The organism is Cyanobacteriota bacterium (genome assembly GCA_025054735.1).
Taxonomy (GTDB): domain Bacteria; phylum Cyanobacteriota; class Cyanobacteriia; order SKYG9; family SKYG9; genus SKYG9.
The window spans coordinates 1-2951 of record JANWZG010000446.1; the positions used below are offsets into that span (position 1 = coordinate 1).

3 protein-coding genes are annotated in these 2951 nt (G+C 51.6%); all 3 read right to left on the bottom strand.

Annotated elements, in window-relative coordinates; genetic code table 11:
• A partial coding sequence (locus NZ772_16570) for a hypothetical protein (protein MCS6815169.1) occupies nt 1-243 on the bottom strand: 243 nt, incomplete at its 3' end.
• Entirely contained in the window at nt 224-1378 is a 1155-nt protein-coding gene (locus NZ772_16575; protein MCS6815170.1) for an alanine--glyoxylate aminotransferase family protein, read from the bottom strand. The genes NZ772_16575 and NZ772_16570, both read right to left, overlap by 20 nt.
• Before the next feature lie 82 nt (nt 1379-1460).
• Nucleotides 1461-2651, bottom strand: coding sequence for a hypothetical protein (locus tag NZ772_16580; protein ID MCS6815171.1), 1191 nt, complete (start codon nt 2649-2651; stop codon nt 1461-1463).
• Nucleotides 2652-2951 lie beyond the last annotated feature (300 nt).

Sequence of the window (2951 nt, forward strand, 5' to 3'; positions counted from 1 at the left end):
TAGCTGGGGATGTTGCAGGGCAAACTGGGCGGCGAACAGTTCGCGGGTGTGATCACCACCCAATACCAGTAGAGCTTGAGGTTTAGTGAGATAGGCTTGCAGGCGATCTAAACCAATGCCTAAGCCGATCGTGACAACTAACAGCAGCGGAAACCAGCGTAACCAGGCTTGTGATGGTCTTGGTTTCCGCCACCGACGGTGTTGACGGCGCATATTTGCGTTTCTAGCCTTGAGACAAGACATGGGCCGCTGCTGCTACTCCTGCACCAGGTGTGGCCTGAGAGTAACCGAGTTGTACTAGGGTGGCCTCTAGAGCCGATATGGCCGCCAAGATATCTCGATCGCAGACGAAGCCCAGGTGCCCAATGCGAAAGATCTTGCCACTGAGATGATCTTGACCGCCTGCTAGGGCAATGTCGAATTGCTTCTTCATCACCGATCGTACCTGCTCTGCATCTACTTGGTCGGGAATCACGGCTGTAATCGCAGGACTAGCTGCTTCATCTGGAGCCAGTAGCGGTAGCCCTAATGCCTTGACAGCCGCACGGGTAGCTAGGGTGTGGCGTTGATGACGGGCAAAAATCGACTCTAGCCCCTCAGCCTGCATCATTTTCAGTGCTGCTTGTAGAGCAAAGAAGAGGTTCACAGGGGGTGTAAAGGGATGGCTATTCTTAGCAGTTTCCTTGCGATATTTACCCAAGTCGAGGTAAAAACGCGGCAACTTAGCGGTAGCGTAGGCTTGCCATGCCCGATCGCTAACAGCCACAAAGCCCAACCCCGGTGGAATCATGTAACCTTTTTGAGACCCAGATGCAATCACATCAATGCCCCACTCGTCCATGGGCACGTTGCAAGCCCCCAAGCTAGTTACTGCATCCATGATTAGGAGAGCTTCGCCGTGGGCTTTGACGTAGCGGTTAATGGTCTGCACATCGTTCAAGACACCCGTTGAGGTTTCACTGTGGGTTAAGATTACAGCCTTGATTTCCTTAGCGGTATCGGCTTCGAGGGCTACTCGAAATGCTTCAGGATCGAGGGGCTTGCCCCACTCCGCCTTGATGATCTCAGTAGTAAGACCATAGGCTTGACATACCAGTCCCCAGCGTTCACCAAATTTGCCATTGCTGCCCACTAACACACGATCGCCCGGACTCAGGAAATTGATAATCCCTGCTTCCATAGCTCCTGTGCCGCTAGCTGCCAACACTAGCACGTCATTCTGGGTTTGGTGTAGCCACTTTAATCCCTGAGTGATCTCAGCAATAACCTTGCTAAACTCGCTGCTCCGGTGCCCCATGGGGTGTTTTGCCATAGCCAGCAGTACCTGCTCTGGTACAGGTGTTGGCCCCGGAATCATCAACATTAGTTTGTTGTCCATAATTACAACCTGATCAGCACCGTTGAATAAACCCCAATCATAGCTGATGCCTGAAATAGACACTTATTCTTTACGGCTTCCGTTAAGGTTTGGTGCGTGATTTCGATCGAGATCGGGTCAAAAATTCTGGCAAATCGACCTTAGACTTCCGTTTCAGCGTGCCTGATTTCAGCGATAACAGTGCAGGTTGAGCTAGTTCATCCAGGTTAGCTGGTTGAATTTCATCCATCAGCGCGGCTAGTTCTGGAGGTAAGTTTGGCACCTGTTGGGTTATTAATTCCTTCAACCGCTGAGCTTGGCAGCAGCTAGCCAAATACCGATCTTTCCAGTGTTGCACAGCGGCTTCATACTCTTCTGCCTGATGTTCTTGCATCAGAATCTGTTCTTGTAGTTCACTGACCTGTCGTTCAACTTGCCGAATATGCTCTGGGTCGTAGTTGGCCAAGTTGCTGCGCACTGCCAAGTGCTCAGCTTCCAACTCTTGATAGGCTTGCTGCATCACCTCTTGGTGTTTTTCCTGTTCAGCAGTGTAGGCTTCTAGGGTTTTAATGCGAGCCTGGGCTTTGAGCAATTCTTGCAACAGGCTGGCAATTGTGGAGCTACCCATAGGAGCTGGATGGCTGTTAGGGAGTCCTTGGCTGTTAGCCGATCCCAATGGGGTAGAGCCGCCATGGGGTGATGATTTGGCCCCAATCATGTGTTGGTTGCTCAATTGCTCACACAGGCGCGCAATGTGTTGTTGGGCATCCTCTAGCTGAGCTTCTAGGTTGGCAATGCGATCCCAAGCCATCCGCAACTTGGCTTCTAGGATAGACACTTGTTGCGGTTGTTGCTCGCGTAATTGTTGGCGCAGGCGCTCAATCTCATGCTGCTGCAGGTGAGAGTATTCCTCAGTAGCTGCTAGCTGCTGTTCCAGAAATGCCTGATCTTGCATCCGTGCCCGCAGGTCATCGTAGGAGGCTAGGGTTTGATCTAAGGCCCGTTCTAGACTTTGAACTCGCTCTAGTACATGTCGCAGATAGTATTGAGCTTGGTCACCTGTTGCCAAGGCTTCAGCCGTCAATTCATCCAGTGGAAGGGTTGCATTGTGGGGCGAGGATGGTGAAGGAGACGATCGGGATCCGTTTTGGAGTTGGTCTAGCGAGGGCGATGCACTGCTAGCAGTTTCTAGGTGGCTTCCAGATGTTGTTAGAGCGGCAGAGTCGCGGGTATGGGACTGACCACCCCCTTGGGCAGTCAGCCGGAGGTCTGATACCAGCTTCGACTCAGACATTAGGAGCCTCCCCGATGATGTTGATGTAGGTGCGATCGCTGCTGCCGTTTTCAGCTAGCAGCAAAGTCTCTGCCAACTACAAAGAGATGCTGGAATGAGAGTAGTGTCATTCCCGTGAGCTAGTTGTTGACAGTGTATGCACTCAGTGTCGCTCTATAGCGAGTCAGCTTCTGGCTTGGCTGCGTTTAGAACTGGTTAACGCTGGAAAACCATGGCCATTGCAGCCCTATTTAGCCATTGCAGCCCTATTTACAAGCTAGCGATCAACAGCAACCTATGCAACTCAAAGTCAACCCATAA